The sequence below is a fragment of the Pseudomonas brassicacearum genome (genome assembly GCF_003732265.1).
GTDB classification, from domain to species: Bacteria; Pseudomonadota; Gammaproteobacteria; order Pseudomonadales; family Pseudomonadaceae; genus Aquipseudomonas; species Aquipseudomonas brassicacearum_D.
Map to the genome: position 1 here is coordinate 85,350 of NZ_MOBK01000004.1, position 18,278 is coordinate 103,627.

General features: G+C 59.9%; 15 protein-coding genes. 7 read left to right on the forward strand and 8 right to left on the reverse strand.

All coding sequences use genetic code 11. From position 1 onward, the window contains the following. Positions 1-19: 19 nt before the first annotated feature. Both oadA and BK660_RS10030 read right to left on the reverse strand, forming a co-directional pair. The gene (oadA, locus tag BK660_RS10025; protein ID WP_123433178.1) at positions 20-1,828 is read right to left on the reverse strand and encodes a sodium-extruding oxaloacetate decarboxylase subunit alpha; all 1,809 of its coding nucleotides are present in this window, start codon (positions 1,826-1,828) and stop codon (positions 20-22) included. An 11-nt stretch (positions 1,829-1,839) separates the two neighbouring features. Further along, a complete protein-coding gene (locus BK660_RS10030; protein WP_038980544.1) occupies positions 1,840-3,255 on the reverse strand; it encodes an acetyl-CoA carboxylase biotin carboxylase subunit in 1,416 nt (471 codons plus the stop codon). Positions 3,256-3,447: 192 nt separating this feature from the next. Here BK660_RS10030 and BK660_RS10035 point away from each other — a divergent pair, with 192 nt between their 5' ends. Beyond that, positions 3,448-4,410, forward strand: coding sequence for a LysR family transcriptional regulator (locus BK660_RS10035; RefSeq protein WP_027926272.1), 963 nt, complete (start codon positions 3,448-3,450; stop codon positions 4,408-4,410). On the opposite strand, the gene BK660_RS10040 is transcribed toward BK660_RS10035, so the two are convergent. The 3 genes from BK660_RS10040 to BK660_RS10050 all read right to left on the reverse strand — a co-directional run bounded on the left by BK660_RS10040 (position 4,352) and on the right by BK660_RS10050 (position 8,650). Further along, positions 4,352-4,561, reverse strand: coding sequence for a PA3496 family putative envelope integrity protein (locus BK660_RS10040; protein ID WP_027926271.1), 210 nt, complete (start codon positions 4,559-4,561; stop codon positions 4,352-4,354). The genes BK660_RS10035 and BK660_RS10040 overlap by 59 nt on opposite strands. Before the next feature lie 216 nt (positions 4,562-4,777). Then, complete coding sequence (gene hexR / locus BK660_RS10045; protein ID WP_008027445.1) at positions 4,778-5,644, reverse strand: transcriptional regulator HexR; 867 nt, start codon at positions 5,642-5,644, stop codon at positions 4,778-4,780. A gap of 135 nt (positions 5,645-5,779) precedes the next feature. Then, positions 5,780-8,650 carry an EAL domain-containing protein gene (locus BK660_RS10050; protein WP_123433179.1) on the reverse strand — a complete coding sequence of 957 codons (2,871 nt, stop codon included), beginning with the start codon at positions 8,648-8,650 and terminating at the stop codon, positions 5,780-5,782. Between the two features lie 258 nt (positions 8,651-8,908). On the opposite strand from BK660_RS10050, the gene uvrD reads away from it, so the two are divergent. The 4 genes from uvrD to BK660_RS10070 all read left to right on the forward strand — a co-directional run bounded on the left by uvrD (position 8,909) and on the right by BK660_RS10070 (position 13,290). Next, positions 8,909-11,092, forward strand: coding sequence for a DNA helicase II (gene uvrD, locus BK660_RS10055; RefSeq protein WP_123433180.1), 2,184 nt, complete (start codon positions 8,909-8,911; stop codon positions 11,090-11,092). A gap of 158 nt (positions 11,093-11,250) precedes the next feature. Next, positions 11,251-11,691: an EamA family transporter gene (locus BK660_RS10060; RefSeq protein ID WP_123433181.1), complete on the forward strand. Its 441-nt coding sequence runs from the start codon at positions 11,251-11,253 to the stop codon at positions 11,689-11,691. A 179-nt stretch (positions 11,692-11,870) separates the two neighbouring features. Then, on the forward strand, positions 11,871-12,746 hold the full coding sequence (locus tag BK660_RS10065) for a Tim44 domain-containing protein (RefSeq protein ID WP_123433182.1): 876 nt from the start codon (positions 11,871-11,873) through the stop codon (positions 12,744-12,746). 136 nt (positions 12,747-12,882) lie between these two features. Further along, positions 12,883-13,290, forward strand: coding sequence for an SMI1/KNR4 family protein (locus BK660_RS10070; RefSeq protein WP_007943369.1), 408 nt, complete (start codon positions 12,883-12,885; stop codon positions 13,288-13,290). A gap of 29 nt (positions 13,291-13,319) precedes the next feature. Here the strand turns inward: BK660_RS10070 and BK660_RS10075 are convergent, their stop codons facing one another. After that, a complete protein-coding gene (locus tag BK660_RS10075; RefSeq protein WP_123433183.1) occupies positions 13,320-15,083 on the reverse strand; it encodes a cation:proton antiporter in 1,764 nt (587 codons plus the stop codon). 202 nt (positions 15,084-15,285) lie between these two features. On the opposite strand from BK660_RS10075, the gene BK660_RS10080 reads away from it, so the two are divergent. Continuing rightward, positions 15,286-15,768, forward strand: a complete 483-nt coding sequence (locus BK660_RS10080) for an acyl-CoA thioesterase (protein ID WP_123433184.1) — start codon at positions 15,286-15,288, stop codon at positions 15,766-15,768. Between the two features lie 115 nt (positions 15,769-15,883). Here the strand turns inward: BK660_RS10080 and pdxY are convergent, their stop codons facing one another. After that, positions 15,884-16,756, reverse strand: a complete 873-nt coding sequence (gene pdxY, locus BK660_RS10085) for a pyridoxal kinase PdxY (RefSeq protein ID WP_123433185.1) — start codon at positions 16,754-16,756, stop codon at positions 15,884-15,886. 120 nt (positions 16,757-16,876) lie between these two features. Here pdxY and BK660_RS10090 point away from each other — a divergent pair, with 120 nt between their 5' ends. Further along, entirely contained in the window at positions 16,877-17,290 is a 414-nt protein-coding gene (locus BK660_RS10090) for a DUF3301 domain-containing protein (protein WP_123433186.1), read from the forward strand. Here BK660_RS10090 and BK660_RS10095 read toward each other — a convergent pair. Continuing rightward, positions 17,287-18,252, reverse strand: a complete 966-nt coding sequence (locus BK660_RS10095; protein ID WP_123433187.1) for a CobW family GTP-binding protein — start codon at positions 18,250-18,252, stop codon at positions 17,287-17,289. The two genes, BK660_RS10090 and BK660_RS10095, sit on opposite strands and share 4 nt — an antisense overlap. Positions 18,253-18,278: the final 26 nt, after the last annotated feature.

The following is an 18,278-nucleotide window of genomic DNA, read 5'->3' on the forward strand; positions in this document are numbered from 1 at the left end:
TTGTATCGAGGCTGTTAAATCAGCCTTCGATCTCGATCAGGATTTCGCCCGGATTCACCCGGTCGCCCTTGGCCACGTGAATGGCGGTGACTTTGCCGGCGATGGCCGATTGGACTTCGGTTTCCATCTTCATCGCTTCGGTGATCAGCACGGCTTGCCCTGCTTTCACAGTGTCGCCTTCCTTGACCAGCACATCGACGATGTTGCCCGGCATGGTGGTGCTGACGTGGCCCGGCGCGGTGGCTTGCTTGCGCTTGCTGCTGCCGCCGCTGACGAATTCGTTGAGCGGTTCGAACACCACTTCTTCCGGCATGCCGTCGATGGACAGGTAGAAGTGACGCTTGCCTTCAGCCTTGACGCCGACACCGGTGATGTCGACGCGGTAGGTTTCGCCGTGGACGTCGATGACGAACTCGGTCGGCACGCCTTCGCCACCGGCCGAGGCCACGCCGCCGGCTTCAGGAATCGGCAGGAGTACTTCAGGTGTCAGGGTGCCGGCAGCGCGTTCTTCGAGGAACTTGCGACCGATGTCCGGGAACATGGCGTAAGTCAGCACGTCTTCTTCGGACTTGGCCACGGCGCCGATTTCAGCACGCAGTTTGGTCATTTCCGGCTTGAGCAGATCGGCTGGACGCACGTCGATCACTTCTTCGCTGCCGATGGCCTGGCGACGCAGTTGTTCGTTCACAGTACCCGGCGCCTTGCCGTAGCCGCCTTGCAGGTAGAGCTTCACTTCGTTGGTGATGGTCTTGTAGCGTTCGCCAGCCAACACGTTGAAGAACGCCTGGGTACCCACGATTTGCGAGGTCGGGGTTACCAGCGGCGGGAAGCCGAGGTCTTCACGAACGCGCGGGATTTCAGCGAGCACTTCGCTCATGCGGTTCAGTGCGCCCTGCTCTTTCAACTGGTTGGCCAGGTTGGAAATCATCCCGCCCGGTACCTGGTTGACTTGGACACGGGTGTCGACGGCGGTGAATTCGCTTTCAAACTGGTGGTACTTCTTGCGCACGGCGTAGAAGTACAGGCCGATCTCTTGTAGCAGTTCCAGGTTCAGGCCAGTGTCGAACTCGGTGCCTTTAAGGGCAGCAACCATCGACTCGGTGCCCGGGTGACTGGTGCCCGAGGCGAAGCTGGAGATTGCGGTGTCAATGTGGTCGGCGCCGTTTTCGATTGCCTTCAGTTGGCACATGGTGGCCATGCCAGAGGTGTCGTGCGAGTGAATGAACACTGGCAGCGACTGTTCGGCTTTCAACGCCCGTACCAGTTCGCCGGTGGCGTATGGAGTCAGCAGACCGGCCATGTCCTTGATCGCCACCGAATCGCAACCCATGGCTTCCATTTGCTTGGCTTGTGCCACGAACGCGTCGATGGTGTGCACCGGGCTGGTGGTGTAAGCGATGGTGCCCTGGGCATGTTTGCCGGCTGCCTTCACCGCTTCGATGGCCACGCGCAGGTTACGCACGTCGTTCATGGCGTCGAAGATGCGGAACACGTCGATACCGTTGACCGCGGCCTTGGCGACGAAGGCTTTGACCACGTCGTCGCTGTAATGGCGGTAGCCCAGCAGGTTCTGGCCACGCAGCAGCATTTGCAGGCGTGTGTTAGGCAGCGCCGCGCGCAGTTGGCGCAGACGCTCCCACGGGTCTTCCTTGAGGAAACGTACACAGGCGTCGAACGTAGCGCCGCCCCAGCATTCCAGCGACCAGTAGCCGACTTTGTCGAGCTTGTCGCAGATCGGCAGCATGTCTTCGGTGCGCATGCGGGTGGCGAGCAGCGATTGGTGGGCGTCGCGCAGGATGGTGTCGGTTACGTGAATCTTCTTAGTCATTGTTATATTCCTCACAGGCCTGCGTGGGCGGCGATGGCGGCGGCGATGGCCAGGGCCAGCTCTTCGGGTTTGCGCTTGATCGAGTAGTTGGTCAGTTCAGGGTGGCTTTCAACGAAGCTGGTGTTGAACTGGCCGCTACGGAATTCCGGGTTACGCAGGATTTCCTGGTAGTACGCGGCGGTGGTCTTGACCCCTTGCAGACGCATGTCGTCGAGGGCACGCAAGCCACGGTCCATCGCCTCTTCCCAAGTCAGCGCCCACACCACCAGTTTCAGGCACATCGAATCGTAGAACGGTGGAATGGTGTAACCGGTGTAGATCGCCGTGTCGGTCCGCACGCCGGGACCGCCGGGCGCGTAATAACGGGTGATCTTGCCGAAGCTCGGCAGGAAGTTGTTTTTCGGGTCTTCGGCGTTGATCCGGAACTGCAACGCGAAACCGCGGTGCTGGATGTCTTCCTGTTTCACCGAGAGTGGCAGGCCGGACGCGATGCGGATCTGCTCACGCACGATGTCGATGCCGGTGATTTCTTCGGTGATGGTGTGTTCCACCTGCACCCGGGTGTTCATCTCCATGAAGTACACCTCGCCCTCGGCGAGCAGGAACTCCACGGTACCGGCGTTCTCGTAACCCACGGCCTTGGCTGCACGCACCGACAGGTCGCCAATGTAGGCGCGCTGTTCCGGGGTCAGTTGCGGGCTCGGGGCGATCTCGATCAGTTTCTGGTTGCGACGCTGGATCGAGCAATCACGCTCGAACAGGTGCACCACGTTGCCGAAGCTGTCGCCAAGAATCTGCGCTTCGATGTGCTTTGGATTGACGATGCATTTTTCCAGGAACACTTCCGCCGAACCGAACGCCTTGGTGGCTTCCGAGATCACGCGCGGGAACGCCTGTTCGAGTTCTTCGCGGCTGTCGCAGCGACGGATACCACGACCACCACCACCGGAGGTCGCCTTGAGCATCACCGGGTAACCGATACGGTCGCCTTCGAGCAACGCTTCGGCGATGTCCGCGACGTTGCCTTCGGTGCCCGGCGTGACCGGCACGCCAGCCTTGATCATGCTGCGGCGGGCTTCAGTCTTGTCGCCCATGCGGCGAATGACTTCAGCCGATGGACCTATGAATTTGATGCCGCGCTCTGCACAGATGTCTGCCAGTTCGGCGTTTTCCGAAAGGAAGCCGTAGCCGGGATGCAACGCATCACAACCGGTTTCCACGGCCAGGTTCACCAGTTTTCGCGCATTCAGGTAACCGGCCAGTGGCTCGGCACCGATGCTGTGGGCCTCGTCCGCGCGCTTCACATGCAGGGCATGACGGTCGGCGTCGGAATAGATCGCGACCGAGCGAATGCCCATCTCGGCGCAGGCACGCACGATTCGTACGGCAATCTCACCACGGTTGGCGATCAGGATCTTTTTTATCACTTTTGGAGGTTCCCTTGAGCCGGTGGTAACCACGACCTGCTAGACCAGGTCGACGCGTGACCAAATGTTTCAATTCAGTCGCAGGGCCACACTAGCCCCCGCAAGGGATTAACAAAAATGAATAATTATTGGGTTAGGCATAAGTAAAGACTTATAGTCGTCGCATCAGCCCGTGCCGAGAGCGACTAAACTATGCGTAAGTCATTGATGCGTATGACATTGCGTCAATTGCAGATTTTCAATGAAGTCTGTGATTTGCGGTCCTACAGCCGGGCAGCCGACGAAATGTCGCTTACACAGCCGGCCGTCAGCCTACAAATTCGGCAACTTGAAGAGCTGATTGGTCAGCCCTTGTTCGATTACGTCGGCAAAAAACTCTACATGACTGAGGCCGCCGAAGCACTCCAGCGCGCCAGCCGGGATATTTTCGGGCGCCTGGAAAACCTCGACATGCAGCTTTCGGACATGCAGGGCTCACTGCAAGGGCAGCTGAAACTCGCGGTGGAGTCCAGCGCCAAATACTTCGTCCCGCACCTGTTTGCCGCGTTCAAGCGCCAGCATCCCGAGGTCAATCTGCAACTGACGGTCGTCAATCGGGGGCAAGTGATTCGTCGCCTGTCAGATAACCGCGATGACCTGGTGATCATGTCGATGGTGCCGCAAGACATGGGACTGGAGTTCCTGCCCTTCCTCAACAACCCGATCGTTGCGGTGGCGCCACCGGATCATCCGCTGTGCCACATGGGGCCGCTGCGCCTGCAAGACCTTGAGCCCTACACCTTGCTGATGCGCGAGTCCGGTTCGGGGACACGACTGGCCTGCGAAGAGTATTTCAAGGAAAAGCGCGTGCACTTCAACCAGACCCAGGAGGTCTCGTCAGCCGAAGCTCAGCGAGAATGTGTGCTGGCGGGTCTGGGCGTAGCGCTGTTGACGCGTCACGCCCTGAACCTTGAGTTGGCGACCGGCGGCTTGATTGAGTTGCCGGTCGAGGAATTGCCGCTCTACCGCAGCTGGTGTCTGGTGCAAGCCAAGGCAAAAAGGCTGTCACCGGTGGCGCACGCGTTCCTTGCGTTTATCCGCAGTGAGCGGGTGCAGATCAGCGCGCTGGTTGAGCGTTTCGACGGGAAGTTGTCGGTGCCGCCTGCCAGTAATTGAGTTCCAGCTCCGGGAAATCACCGATTTCGGCCAGCAGTTGGCGGCGTTCGCAGCGATCTTCGATGGCGCGACGGAATTCCATGCGGCGTTGATCTTCTTGCTGACGGCGAGTTTTGGCGGCGCTGTTGCGTTCTTCGTAGGGCTGGGCCATTTCGAGTCTCCCAAGGCGATTACGGGAGTTTCAAGATAGGCGCGGGGGATGACGGTTTGGCGGCGGGTGGGTTACAGGGATGTGAACATTACTTTGTGGCGAGGGGGCTTGCCCCCGTCCGGCTGCGCAGCAGTCGCAGAGATTTTGGGGCCGCTTCGCGACCCAACGGGGCGATGCGGCGTTCCGACAAGCCCCCTCGCCACAGCTCCAGCAGGATCAGTCATCCAGCGCTTTCACCGACTTGGGCGACAGCCGCAAGCTGCGAAGGCTGCGTTTGACGCTCTTGAGGTGATTGACCAGGCTCGGGCCGCGCGCCATGGCCACGCCCATCGCCAACACGTCGATCACCACCAAGTGAGCGATACGCGAGGTCAGCGGGGTGTAGATTTCGGTGTCTTCGTGCACATCGATCGCCAGATTGACGGTCGATAGCTCAGCCAGCGGCGTCTGACTCGGGCACAGGGTGATCAGCGAGGCGCCACTTTCACGCACCAGGTTGGCCGTGATCAGCAGATCCTTGGAGCGCCCGGACTGGGAAATACAGATCGCCACATCGGTCGGCTTCAACGTCACGGCCGACATCGCTTGCATGTGCGGGTCGGAGTACGCCGCCGCGGTCAGCAGCAAACGGAAGAATTTATGCTGGGCATCGGCTGCCACCGCACCCGATGCGCCGAAGCCATAGAACTCGACGCGCTGGGCCTGGGACATGAGCGAGACTGCCCGCTGCAACTCCACCGGATCGAGCTTCTCGCGAACTTCCATCAAGGTGTGCAGGGTGGTGTCGAAGATTTTCAGGCTGTAGTCAGCCACGGAATCGTCTTCATGGATTGCAAACTGGCCGAAGCTCGCACCGGCCGCCAGGCTCTGCGCCAGCTTCAGTTTCAAGTCCTGAAAACCGGAACAACCGATGGCACGACAGAAGCGCACGATGGTCGGCTCGCTGATGCCGACGCTGTGGGCCAGGTCGGCCATGGAGCTGTGCATCACCGCCGCAGGATCAAGCAGCACGTGGTCGGCGACCTTGAGCTCCGACTTGCGTAAGAGATGGCGTGACTGGGCGATGTGTTGCAGCAGATTCAAAGGGCTGGACTCTTTGTTATTGGCAGTTGCCGGAGATGTAGCAAGCTTGTAGTTATACTACAAGAATTGGCTTTTTGCCTGCTCAATCCGTAACTCGATGTCCCCATTCCACGCCACATGCGCTCCATGTAGCACTTACGAGGGGTTCGCGTCCTTTTGTAACAGCTTGGCCAGTTCATCAGCCTCAACGGGGCGACTGATCAAATAGCCTTGCACTTCATCGCAGCACTCGGCTTTCAAAAACTCCAACTGCTCCTGCCGCTCCACACCTTCGGCCACCACTTTCAGCGACAAGCCATGCGCCATCGCAATGATCGCCCGGGTAATGGCCGCATCCACAGTGCCCTCCCCCAGCCCACGAATAAACGCCTGATCGATCTTCACGTAATCCACTGGAATACGTTTGAGGTAGCTCAAGGACGAATACCCGGTGCCGAAATCGTCGATCGCCAACTTCACCCCCAGATCACGCAGCTGCTGGAAGGTCGCGATGATGTGCTCGACGCTGTCCAGCAACTGACTTTCGGTCAGTTCCAGTTCCAGGCAGTGCGGCGCCAGACCGGTTTCTTCCAGCACTTGGCGCACCAGACTGACCAGCTTGCCCTGACGCAATTGATGCACCGACAGGTTGACCGACACACGAATTGGTTCCAGCCCCTGCCGCTGCCATTCGCAGGCTTGCCAACAGGCCTGGCGCAAGACGAACTCGCCGATCGGGCCGATCAGCCCGGTTTCCTCGGCCAGACCGATAAAGTCCCCCGGCGGCACCCGGCCCATGGTCGGATGATCCCAGCGCACCAGCGCTTCGGCGGCGTTCAAGCGGCCTGTGGCGAGGCAGAGTTTGGGTTGGTAAAAGACTTTCAGCTGCTTTTCTTCGATGGCTTTGCGCAACTGGTTTTCCAGCTGCAAACGCTCGAGGGTGCTGGCTTGCAGGCTTTCGGTATAAAACTGGAAGTTGTCGCCGCCCAAGTGTTTGGCGTGCTGCATGGCCATGTTCGACTGACTGACCAACGCGGAGATTTCCCGCGCATTGTCCGGCAACATGCTGATACCCATGGACGCACTGATGACCAGTTCATGGCCATCGACGGAGACTGGCAAACGCAGCTTGGTCGACAACCGCGTCGCCACCCGCGCCAGGCTCGACAGGTTGCCGTAGGTATCAAACAGCACCGCAAACTCGTCGCCGGAAAGCCTGGCGATCGTGTCGGCCTCTGGCAGCGCGTTGACCAGACGCCGGGACATTTTCTGCAGCAGTTGATCAGCGACGTCATGCCCCAGGCTGTCATTGAGCAGCTTGAATCGGTCCAGATTGATGTGCAGCAACGCCAGGCTACGCCCGCCCTGGCGCACCCGCTGATGGGCCTCGCGCAACCGTTCCCGGAACAACGAGCGATTTGCCAGGCCCGTCAGTTCGTCATAGTGGGTCAAGTAGCGCATGCGCTCTTCGGATTCTCGGCGGGCCGACAGATCGGCGAAGAAGCCGACAATATGGCTGACATTTCCTCGGGTATCGCGCACTGCGTTCAGTTGCAGCCATTGCGGATAGAGCTCGCCGTTTTTACGGGTCTCGACCAATTCGCCTTGCCACGTCCCGTGCTGCGCCAGCGCCTGATGGATAGCGCCGTAGTGGCGGCGAGCATCGCGACTGCAGGGTAACTCGACGACGTTGCGTCCCAGCATGTCATCGATGTCATAGCCGGTGACTCGACTGAAGGCCTGATTGACCGCGATCAAGGCGTAATCGGGATCGAAAATCACGATACCTTCGCTGGCGGCTTCGAATACGGTCGCCGCCAGTTGACGTTGTTCTTCCTGGCCTTTGCTCGCGCTGATGTCGCGACGGGTGCCGACCATGCGGATGACCCGACCCGTTTTGCTGCGCTCGACCGCCCGGCCGCGGTCCTCGATCCAGACCCAGTGGCCGTCGCCATGCCGCACGCGGTATTCAATCTGGTAATCCTCGCTGCGGCCTTTCAAATGCTCGATCAACGCGTGCTTCAGCGCCGGCACGTCTTCGGGGTGCAACCGCGGGCGAAGGTGGCGAAGCATGGCTGTTACGTATTCCGGCGCGAGGCCGAACAACTCCTGAATCTGCGTGTGATGAACTTCATCGGTTTGCAGGTTCCAGTCCCACAGCCCGAGTTCGCTGGCCTTCAACGCCAACGCCAGCCGCGCTTCACTCTTGCTCAGGGCCTGGTTGGCGACGTCGAGCTCCAGGCTGCGCTGGGCGACACGGTTTTCCAGTTCGACCTGGGCTTCACGCAGTTTTTCTTCGGCGCATCGACGGTGATCGATCTCTTTGGCTAACTCGTGATTGAGCTGGTCGCCGCAGCTTTGCGCTTGCTGCAAATGCTCGATCAACGCCTGATTCTGGAAACGGCGCAGCAATCCGCTGTCGATCAGTCGATTGACCTGCCAGGCAATCACGCTGAGCGCGCCCAACAAAATCAAGCCGAACCAGCCCCAGCCATGATCCTGCGCGTCACCGCCCCAGAATAAATAGGCGATGGCAGGCAACAGGCAGGGCAAGGTAAAAGACAGAAACGCCGGCAGGCTGACCGCGTACGCCACGCTGGCAGAAAGGGCGGCGGCACCGATCAGGCCGAATACCCAGGCTTGCTGCATGAAATTGTCGGCGGGCACCAAGGCAATACCGGCACCGGCCAGGGTCAGGCCGGTGAGGCCAGAGCCGAGCAAAAACATACGGCGCCAGATCGGATGCGCCTGACGGTTGGGAATCGCCGAATCGAAGGCCGCGACTTGAATCACCCGCAACGCCACCAGCGACAACAGCCACACCAGCCAGACGCTGACCAGGAAGTAGCGCTGCGGGCTCCAGAGCAAACCGGCGCAGACCAGACCATTGATCAACATGAATAACGTGGGCAGCAGTGACCCCTGATAAAGCAGGCGCGTGCGTTCGACCGCCATTTCCATGGCGTACTGCTTGCGGATAACCCGCGGCTCCACCGTGGGGCCCGACAGGTCGGTGCTGAGGGTCATAGGCAATGTTCTTGTTCTTATAATGATGAGCATGAGCCCGAAACGTCGACGGAGCATACACAAGCCAATGCCCTTACCAAACTGCCCCAGATCATAAATTCGACAATATTTCAGCACCCCGTCTACCCGGCAAAACCCTACGAGCGCGGCCCGCCAACGCCTGCAGCCAGTGACTGACCGGTCGTCCTCCGTGCAACTTTCATCGGCTAATGCAAAGCTCGGTTTGCCCGGTGTGGCGGCGCACCCTAGAATGCCCCGATGCGCGATGATCTCTCCCTTCTGCTGAACTCCCTCAACGATGCCCAACGCCAGGCCGTAGCTGCCCGCGTGGGTCGTCAGTTGGTCCTGGCCGGTGCTGGTTCCGGTAAAACCCGAGTGCTGGTGCACCGTATCGCCTGGTTGATCCAGGTCGAAAACGCCTCGCCGCACTCCATCCTGTCGGTGACCTTCACCAATAAGGCCGCAGCCGAGATGCGTCAGCGCATCGAGCAGCTGATGGGGCTCAACCCCGCCGGCATGTGGGTCGGCACCTTCCACGGCCTGGCGCACCGCTTGCTGCGGGCGCATTGGCAGGAAGCCGGGCTGAGCCAGACTTTCCAGATTCTCGACAGCGACGACCAGCAACGCTTGGTCAAGCGGGTGATCCGCGAGCTGGGCCTGGACGAACAACGCTGGCCGGCCCGTCAGGCCCAGTGGTTCATCAACGGGCAGAAAGATGAAGGTCTGCGTCCGCAACATATTCAAGCCAGCGGCGATATGTTCCTGGCGACCATGCGTAGCATTTATGAGGCCTATGAGGCCGCTTGCCTGCGCGCCGGCGTGATCGACTTCTCCGAATTGCTGCTGCGTGCCCTCGATTTGTGGCGCGACCACCCGGGTTTGCTGGCTCATTATCAGAAACGCTTCCGGCATATTCTGGTGGACGAGTTTCAGGACACCAACGCCGTGCAGTACGCCTGGTTGCGTCTGCTGGCCAAAGGCGGCGACAGCCTGATGGTGGTGGGCGACGACGATCAGTCGATTTACGGCTGGCGCGGCGCGAAGATCGAGAACATCTATCAGTATTCCGATGATTTCCCGGATGCCGAGACCATCCGTCTGGAGCAGAACTATCGCTCTACCGCCGGGATCCTCAAGGCTGCCAACGCCCTGATTGCCAACAACACCGGGCGCATGGGCAAAGAGCTTTGGACCGATGGCGGCGAAGGCGAAGCGATCAACCTGTACGCCGCGTTCAACGAGCACGACGAAGCACGTTACGTGGTGGAAACCATTGAAAGTGCGCTGAAAACCGGCTTGGCTCGCAGCGATATCGCGATTTTGTACCGCTCCAACGCCCAATCGCGCGTTTTGGAAGAAGCCCTGCTGCGTGAACGCATTCCGTACCGTATCTATGGCGGTCAGCGCTTCTTCGAGCGGGCAGAAATCAAGAACGCCATGGCTTACCTGCGTTTGCTGGAAGGCCGTGGCAACGATGCGGCGCTGGAGCGGGTGATCAACGTCCCGGCCCGTGGCATCGGCGAGAAAACTGTCGAAGCCATCCGCGACCACGCCCGTCACAGCGATGTGTCGATGTGGGAAGCCATGCGACTGCTGGTGGCCAATAAAGGCCTGACCGGTCGCGCGGCTGGCGCGCTCGGTGCCTTTATCGAGTTGATCGAGAACCTTGCTGCCAAGTGCATGGAAATGCCCCTGCACCTGATGACCCAGACAGTCATCGAGCAATCCGGGCTGATCGCCTATCACCAGGCGGAAAAAGGCGAGAAAGGCCAGGCTCGGGTAGAAAACCTTGAGGAATTGGTCAGCGCCGCGCGCAACTTCGAAAACGCCGAAGAAGACGAAGACCTGACGCCGCTGGCGGCGTTCCTCGGCCATGCGTCGCTGGAGGCCGGGGATACTCAGGCCGAAGAGCATGAAGACAGCATTCAGCTGATGACCTTGCACAGCGCCAAGGGCCTGGAATTTCCTTACGTGTTCCTGGTGGGCATGGAAGAAGGCCTGTTCCCGCACAAGATGAGCCTGGAAGAGCCCGGCCGTCTTGAGGAAGAACGCCGTCTGGCCTACGTTGGCATCACCCGGGCCATGCAGAATCTGGTGATGACCTATGCTGAAACCCGACGCCTGTATGGCAGCGAAACCTACAACAAGGTCTCGCGTTTCGTACGGGAAGTGCCGAAAGGGCTGATCCAGGAAGTGCGCTTGTCGAACAGTGTCAGCCGTCCGTTCGGTGGCAATCAATCGATGAGCGGCAGCAACCTGTTCAGCGGCAGCGAGATTCCGGAAACCGGCTTCAGCCTGGGCCAGACGGTAAGGCACTCGATCTTTGGCGACGGCGTGATCCTCAACTTCGAGGGTGCCGGCGCGCAGGCACGGGTGCAGGTGAACTTCAGCGAAGGCAGCAAGTGGCTGATGCTGGGTTACGCGAAGCTGGAAGCGATCTAAAGCCAGCCAGCGGGCTTATGTGGGAGCGGGCTTGCTCGCGAAGAACGATAATGCGGTATTTCTGAAAAACCGCGTTGCTGCCTTCGCGAGCAAGCCCGCTCCCACAGAGTCTGTGTTGCATCCAGGCTCACAGTTAATCTTATTAAAGGCGCGAAGTAATGGGCTCAGGCTTCTTTTCTTCCTGGACGTTCTGGGCCCTGATGTCGGCGGCGTTTGCCGCCATGACTGCGATCTTCGCCAAAATCGGCATCGAAAACGTCAATTCCGACTTCGCCACCCTGCTGCGCACCGTAGTGGTATTGGTCAGCCTGGCCTTGATTTTGTACGCCACGGGCCAATATCAGTCATTAGGATCGATCTCGGCGAAGAGCTACCTGTTCTTGCTGCTGTCGGGACTGGCCACCGGCGCCTCGTGGATCTGCTACTTCCGCGCGCTGAAACTGGGGCCGGCCTCGCTGGTCGCTCCGGTGGACAAGCTCAGCGTGGTGCTGGTGGCAGTGCTCGGCGTGATCCTGCTGGGCGAAAGACTCGACCTGCGCCAATGGGGCGGAATCGGCCTGATCACGGCCGGTGTGGTCATGCTGGCGCTGCGACGCTAGGCATCCTTCCTACAGAAGCTATCCACTCGTCCTACGGACCGAAATCAAAAGGCCTTATTGCGCTGACTGAAGCTGAACGCAACCTGTCAGGCAAAAGCCCGAAACACTCTGCCGCTAGCCAGTAACACTTCAGCTGTGCAACATGGCGCGCGTGCCATCCACAAATGGGATTACCCTTTATGAAACGTTTTCTTAGCATCGCCATGGCGTTGTGCATCGGCCTGACGATGAGCCTCGACGCCAACGCCAAGCGCTTTGGTGGCGGCAAAAGCGTCGGCGCTGCGCCGACCCACCAGACCAGCCAAATGGCGCCTTCTTCTCCAGGCATGGGCGGCGCTGCGGCGACCGCTGGCGCTGCCGGTGCCGCGGGCGCTGCGGCCAAGGCTGGCGGTGCTTCGCGCTGGCTCGGCCCTCTGGCCGGCATCGCTGCCGGTGGCCTGCTGGCCTCCATGTTCATGGGCGGCGGCTTCCAGGGCATGCAGATTTTCGACATCCTGATCATGGCGGTCATCGCCTTCCTGATCTTCCGCTTCATCGCCGCTCGTCGTCGCAAGCAGCAGGAGCACATGGCTCCCGCTGGCCACGCACCGATGCAGCGTGAAGTGTTCGACCAGAAGCCTGCTGGCGGTTCGATCTTCGGCGGTTCGGCTGCACCGGTTGCCGCTCGTCCGGTAATCAATGCGCCGGCCTGGTTCAATGAACAGAACTTCATTGAAGCGGCCCGCAACCACTTCCAGTCCCTGCAGCAGCATTGGGACGCCAACGAAATGGACAAGATCGCCGAGTTCGTGACCCCGCAAATGCTCGAGTTCCTCAAGCGCGAACGCGCTGACCTGGGCGACGGTTTCCAGTCCACCTACATTGATAACCTCAATGTTCAACTGGACGGTGTGGATGATCGTGCCGACAAGACCATCGCCACCCTGACTTTCAGCGGCGTGTCGAAGACTTCACGTTTCGACCAGGGCGAAGTGTTCAGCGAAAGCTGGAACATGGAACGTCCGCAGGGCGAAAACCAGCCTTGGCTGGTGGCCGGTATCCGCCAGAACGGCTGATCCCCACAGCGTTAAGCGTGTTGTAATAAAAACCCCAGCTCAGGCTGGGGTTTTCTATTTCGCGGTTGCATCTATAGCGAGCTACTGTATAAACCGCCCCAACTAAACCGCGCCATCAAGCAAGAGGATCCCGGACGTGGAAGAAATCATCGAACAACTGCGTGAAGCCAACGAACCGGTACCGGTCCCCTTGGAGCTGCCCGACGAAGACCAGATCGTGGAAATCGAAGAACAACTGTTCATCGACATTCCGTTCGTCTTCAGAGAATTTTTGCTGACCGTCAGCGACGTCGTCTACGGCAGCCTGGAGCCGGTGACTGTCACCGACCCGCAATCCCACACCTACCTGCCTGACGTTGCCGCCAACGCCTGGGACGCTGGCGTTGACCGCAGCATGATCCCGATCTGCCAGGACGGTGATGACTATTACCTCGTCGAAGAAGACGGCACCGTGGTGCTGTGGCAGGCCGAAGAAGAACTGATCGCCGAAGAAACCTGGGAATCGGTGTGGCACTGGGCGCGGGACGTCTGGCTGGAAAGCTGAGACGCCTCGGTGTTGTAGCAAGTGCGATGTCAGTGACCGGGGGCATCATTGTGGTTGTCCAGGGTTTCAAGCAATGCCACCTGCATCCGCGTATGTACGCGGATGAACCAGCGCCAGAGCAATGCTGCCACGGCGGCGGCGACCACGATGATCAACACCAGCAACTTGTTGGTCGGCAGAATACTGGCCGACAAGGCTGCCAGTAGCAGGAAAATCACCAGCAGCGAGAGGATCGGAATCACTTCGGCGATCACCCGACGCACTCGCTGTGTGTGACGCCCGGCCATTTCCGGCTTCACGCCCATCTCGGCCAACAGCAGCGACAACGCCTTGAGCTTGCGATAGGCGGCGATCAGGAACGGCAGCGACAACAGCAGCGCCCCACCCCAGATCAAAGCCTTCTGCCAACTCGGGTCGCTGATCCAGTCTTGCAAATAGACGGACACGCGCTCGGCGAAAAACGCTCCCGAAAAGAAAATCGCACTCACCAACGCCAGATTGACCCCCACCTGCAGCAGAATCCGCCGAATCATCGACGCCAGCAGCGCGCCCTCGCCCTGCGGCTGAATGCTGCGCAGCCATTCGCCGTACATCCCCAACACCCGGCCCAGCCGTCGCGGCATCACCGCGGCGAGTTTGATCGACAGCGGATCGGCCGCGCGGATCAGGTACGGAGTCAGCAGCGTGGTGATCACAGAAACCGCCACCGCAACCGGGTAGAGAAAGTTGCTGGTGACCTGCAGCGTCATGCCCAACGCGGCAATGATGAAAGAAAATTCGCCGATCTGCGAAAGCCCCATCCCCACGCGCAGTGAGGTGCGTCCGTCATTGCCGGCGATAAACGCCCCGAGGCCGCAGGACAGCATCTTTCCAAGCACCACAGCCACGGTGATCACGGCGATTGGCCAGGCGTATTGCAGGAGGATCATCGGATCCAGCATCAGGCCGATGGCGACGAAGAAGATGGCGCTGAACAAATCGCGAACCGGCTCGATCAGGCGCTCTATCTTCAACAGTTGCCGAGACTCGGCCATGATCGCGCCAATCAGGAACGCGCCGAGCACCATGCTGTATTCCAGCTTCACCACCAGCAGGCAGAAACCAAAACACAGCCCCAGCACGGTGATCAGCAGCATCTCGTTGCTTTCGAATTTCGCCACGTACGCCAGCAGCCGTGGCACTAGCAAAATCCCGATGACCAGCGCGACGATCATGAACAGCGAGAGCTTGCCCACCGTGGAAAACACTTCGCCGGAGCTGACCGTACCGCTGACGGCGATGCTCGAGAGCAACGCGATGATGCCGATGCCGAGGATGTCTTCGACGATCAGCACACCGAAGATCAACTGCGCGAAACGCTCGTTCTTCATCTTCAGGTCGTTGAGTGCCTTGACGATGATGGTGGTCGAGGAAATTGCCAGGATCGCGCCGAGGAACAGCGAATCCATGGTGTTCCAGTCAAACCAGCGACCGATCTCGTAGCCGATCCAGATCATCAGCACGATTTCGAGGAACGCCGCGATGAACGCCGTCGCACCGACCTTGAACAACTTGCGCAGGCTGAATTCGAGGCCGAGGCAGAACATCAGGAAAATCACCCCGAGCTCCGCGAGGGTCTTGATGGTCTCTTCGTCGTGGATCAGCCCGAACGGCGGTGTGTGCGGGCCAATGATGAAACCGGCGACGATATAGCCCAACACCACCGGCTGCTTGAAGCGATGGAACAGCACGGTCACCACGCCCGCGATCAACATGATCACTGCCAAATCCTGAATGAAACTGATGGCATGCATGGCGTGTGCTCCGTAAGGGGGGACTTTTGGAGGTTAACACCGGGACTTGCGCCGCAAAGGCGGTGCAATATATGGAAACAGATCGAAACGGGCGTGACGGCAGCCACCTGCCCGGCGTCCCGATAACTGTTGGTTTTGAAAAGCTGACAAGGCACCCGCAGAGGTGCGCCCCTGAAATTCTGCCTTGAACCGTGAGAACGCTATGGAACCCGGAAACGCACAACTGTCGATGACGGTATTGATGACCCCCGACATGGCCAACTTCTCTGGCAATGTCCACGGCGGCACCTTGCTCAAGTACCTCGACGAAGTCGCGTACGCATGCGCCAGCCGTTATGCCGGCCGCTACGTGGTGACCCTGTCGGTGGACCAGGTGATTTTCCGCGAGCCGATTCATGTCGGCGAACTGGTGACCTTCCTGGCTTCGGTCAACTACACCGGCAACACCTCCATGGAGGTGGGCATCAAGGTGGTGACCGAAAACATCCGCGAGCGCTCGGTGCGCCACACCAATAGCTGCTTTTTCACCATGGTCGCGGTGGATGACGACCGCAAACCGGCTGTTGTCCCGCCACTGCAACCGCAGAACAGCGAAGACAAACGCCGCTTCATGCAGGCCCAGCAGCGTCGGCAGATTCGTCAGGAGCTGGAAAAGCGCTATCAGGAAATCAAGGGCGATGCCTGAGGTCTGTGACCGGTTTTAGAGAGCTATCGCAAGCAAGCTCGCTCCCCCATTTGATCTGTGTCGTTCACAAATCCAATGTAGGAGTGAGCCTGCTCGCGATGAGGTCAACGCCGAATCAAAGACTGATCGCCGTCGCCTCAAACCGCACCCGCGGATGCGCAATCCGGTCCTGTGCCCGCACCAACTCGAGCTCATAGCTGGCACAGGCCTGAGTCTCCAACAGCACTTCATGCACCGCTGCCGCCGTAAATTCGAACGCAGCGACCAGACTGTCACCCAACAACACCCGCGCCAGGAACAGCCCGGACGTCAGGTCGCCCACACCCACCGGCTGACGCGGAAACGCCAGCAGCGGACGGCGCAGGTGCCAGCTGCCCTCGGCAGTCACCAACAACATCTCGAAGCCATCCGCCGGCTTACCGGGATAGTCCAGATGCTTGACCAATATTGCCTTCGGCCCACGCGCCAAAAGTGCTCGCGCCATGGCCAGGCAATCGAACAGCGACTGCGGCTTGCGCCCCGAGAAGCTGTCCAGTTCCAACTGGTTCGGGCACATGAAGTCAGCCACCGATGCCGCTTCTTCCAGCAGGAAATCGCTGACTTCGGCCGGTACGCTACAGCCTTTCTCTGGATGGCCCATTACCGGGTCGCACAAATACAGTGCCTTGGGATTCATCGACTTGATGCGCGCCACGCCGGTCAGGATCGCCCGGCCCTGAGCCGCACTGCCCAGGTAACCGGACAGCACCGCATCGCAGTTGCCCAGCTCGCCAATCGCGGCAATGCCTTCGACCAACTCAGGGATCTGGTGCGGCGCCAGCACTTCACCCGTCCACTGGCCGTACTGGGTGTGGTTGGAGAACTGCACGGTGTTGAGCGGCCAGACATTCACCCCGACCCGCTGCATCGGGAAAACCGCGGCGCTGTTGCCAGCGTGGCCGAACACCACGTGGGACTGAATGGCGAGCAGATGGGGCGTACGTTTCATGCGGTGAGTTTTCCGTAAAACGATTGAAATTCGAGCCGCGCAGTATGCGACGAAACGCAGCCTGTACGACAGACCGGCGACGCAGTTAAGCTGACACTATCTAGTTGGAGCAACCTGTTGATGCTGACCCTCGGAAATATCTTCGTGCTGATGCTGCTCGCCACCGGTGGCGCGTGGTTGTGGCACAACCACGGCTTGCGCGAGCGCGCGCTGGAGCGGGTCAAGCAGCATTGCGCCAAGCTCGGCATCGAGTTGCTGGACGGCAACGTGGCCTTGAAAAAGATCGCCTTCATCAAAGACGCCAACGGCCGGCGCCGCCTGGCTCGCGTGTACAACTTTGAGTTCACCGTGACCGGCGAAACCCGTCACAACGGCACCATCACCCAATTCGGCGCCCACAGCGCGCAGATCGAACTGGCGCCCTACCCGATGCCGTTCGACGACACGCCTGCGGTTGTCGATGTGGTGAAGCCCCGGGCCGAGGTGATCGAGCTGAGCCAATGGCGGCAAGAACACACCAAGTGGCGCCCTTAAACCGACCGACAGCCGGCCAGGGCGCTTTGAAGTGAATCAACCTCCTGCGGCTCGCTGAAAATCAGTTCTATCCGCGAATCCTGGCGCCATTCGCTGGGCTTCCATTCCAGCGCCGAGTTATCCAGCGCATTGGCCGACACCCAACCGTCGACGCTGTGGATAACCAGCTTCGCCCGCCGCCAGGACAGGCTTTCAAGCCACTGGCCGATGCGCGCCACGTCGAACCTCTGGATCGGATGCCAGCGCCAGCCGATGCTCCAGCCACCCTCCTGTTCCTGACTCAAGCAAATCGGCAGCAAGGGATCGGTCCAGATGGCCGGCAGCTGCGCCAGCCCCTTTGGCACGACGAAGTTATCCACACCCGTTTCAGCCCGAGCATGGAGCCCCGGCAACTCGCTCAATGGCAACTCGGCGTGCTGCGTCCAGTACAGAGGACGAGGCAGTAACTGCGCGGCGATTCGCTGGCGATCATCGACGTCGAGATCTTCTGCCTTGTTCAACACCAACAAACCGGCGCTGTTCAATGTCTCCTGTTGCGCCGCAGGCAGCGGTTTGCCAGCCGCGAGTGCCTGGGCATCCAGCACCAGTACGCAAGGTTGTACCGCCAGTACACCGACCCAAGGCGCCTCACTCAACTGCTCAAGCAACCGGGCCGGATGTCCGAGGCCGGAAGGTTCGATGAACAACCGATCCGGCTTGGCCTTGCGCAGCAACCGTCCGAGCCCGATCTGAAACGGCGCACCATTGACGCAACACAAACAGCCGCCGGCCACTTCACCCAGTGCGATACCATCGGCATCCGAGGTCATTAGCGCAGCGTCGAGGCCAATTTGCCCGAATTCGTTGATCAACACCGCCCATCGCTCGCCGACCGGCCGCTGCGTCAACAGGTGCTTGATCAGGCTGGTCTTGCCGGCACCTAATGGACCGGCAATGACGTGTGTGGGAATGTTCTGCAACATGGTCGGTATTTTCTGAGGAGGTAAAA